The organism is Autumnicola musiva (assembly GCF_031846585.1).
In the GTDB taxonomy this organism is placed as follows: Bacteria; Bacteroidota; Bacteroidia; order Flavobacteriales; family Flavobacteriaceae; genus Autumnicola; species Autumnicola musiva.
Map to the genome: position 1 here is coordinate 1 of NZ_JAVRHK010000055.1, position 1,673 is coordinate 1,673.

Sequence of the window (1,673 nt, forward strand, 5' to 3'; positions counted from 1 at the left end):
GGCTTCAATAACTTCTACACCGGCTTTTTGTATTTCTTCCAGGGCTTCCAGTTCTGCTTCCCTCCATAATTTCTTTTCATATTCTGAAGATTCCATCGCAGCTTCCTTCAGCCATTTTTGCTCCTGCTCAGAAAGATCATTCCAAACCGGGGTACCAATAACCAATTCGTCAGGCAGAGCAGTATGTTCATCTACAAGAAAATATTTACATACCTCATAATGCCGGGAAAGGTAGAAACTGGGCAGGTTGTTTTCGGCTCCATCCACTATCCCCTGTTGCAGGGCCGTATATAATTCTCCCCAGGCAATTGGTGTAGGGGAACCTCCAAGAAGCTTCACCATATTAATGGCAGTCTGGCTCTCCATTACCCTTACCTTTAGCCCGTCCAGATCTTCAGGTGTCTTTAGGGGAGTTTTACTATAAAAACTACGGCTTCCCGCATCATAGAACGTAAGGCCTTTTAACCTTTTATTTATACTGGAATTCAGGAAGCTTTCTCCTATTTCGCTTTCCAATACCGTAAAACGATGTTCCCTGTCCCGAAACAAAAACGGAAGGCCAAAAACTTTTAATCCCGGTGCAAAATTCTCCATTACCCCGGTGGAGACTTTGGTCATTCCCAGGCTGCCGATTTGTAACAACTCCAGGCATTCCCGCTCGGAACCCAGTTGCTGACTGGGGTAGATATCAAGCTGCATTTTTCCGCCAGATTTCTCCGCCACCCGATCGGCCATAAACACCATAGCTTTATGCACGGGATGGCTTACATCCAACCCATGTCCCAGCTTGATTACCCTGATTTCATCATCCTTTTCACAGCTTACTGCTGAAAAAAGAATAAGCCCTGCCAACAGGATTTTAGATAAAAATTTAAATTTTAAGATTTTCATTTTCTGAAGCTTTCAATCATTTTAAGGGACGCCCCTACTTTTTCTGAAATTCCTTCATAATTGTAGCTGCCATCTTCTTTTTTCTGAAAAAGTTTAGAACCGATTCCCACGCAGTGCACGCCGGCATTAAACCATTCTCTCAGGTTTTCTTCCGTAGGACTTACCCCGCCGGTGGGCATAATGCTTGCCCATGGCAGCGGGCCTTTTACCGCCTTTACAAAAGCCGGCCCTCCTACCTGGCTCCCCGGAAAGATCTTTACTACTTCAGCGCCAAGTTCTTCTGCATAAGAAATTTCAGTAACAGAACCGCAACCGGGCATCCAGGACACTTTTCTGCGGTTACAGGTTTTAGCCATTTCAGCATTAACAATAGGGGAAACAATAAAGTTCGCGCCTAACTGCAGGTATAATGCCGTAGTACCGGCATCCAGGATGGAGCCAACACCCAATATCATCCCTTCCAGGTTTTGCGTCACATATTTGTTGAGTTCCCCAAAGACCTCATGGGCATAATCGCCCCGGTTGGTGAATTCAAATACCCGCGCCCCGCCATCATAACAGGCTTTCACTACTTTTTTGCAGGTTTCCAGGTCTTTATGGTAAAACACCGGAACAATTCCGGTTTCCTTAGTAGCCCGGGCTACTTCTATTCTTGTAAATGTTGCCATTAATTATTTTTTAAAAAAGCAATTTTAAACGTATTCGCTTTTAAGACCTACAAGGTTTTCAAAACCTTGCAGGTATTCTCGCTATATTATCTTTTAATCCTGCCCCCGGTACTT

Annotated in this window: 2 protein-coding genes; both read right to left on the reverse strand. The window is 44.5% G+C overall.

Annotation, left to right across the window (positions count from 1 at the left end; all coding sequences use genetic code 11):
* On the reverse strand, window positions 1-891 hold an 891-nt coding region (locus RM539_RS19765; protein ID WP_311505144.1), incomplete at its 3' end, for a TRAP transporter substrate-binding protein.
* On the reverse strand, window positions 888-1,559 hold the full coding sequence (locus tag RM539_RS19770; RefSeq protein ID WP_311505145.1) for a bifunctional 4-hydroxy-2-oxoglutarate aldolase/2-dehydro-3-deoxy-phosphogluconate aldolase: 672 nt from the start codon (window positions 1,557-1,559) through the stop codon (window positions 888-890). The genes RM539_RS19765 and RM539_RS19770, both read right to left, overlap by 4 nt.
* Between the last annotated feature and the right edge of the window lie 114 nt (window positions 1,560-1,673).

Excerpts from the sequence above, each read along its gene's own strand:
- RM539_RS19770 (WP_311505145.1), bottom strand. The coding sequence starts at position 1,559 with ATGGCAACATTTACAAGAATAGAAGTAGCCCGGGCTACTAAGGAAACC.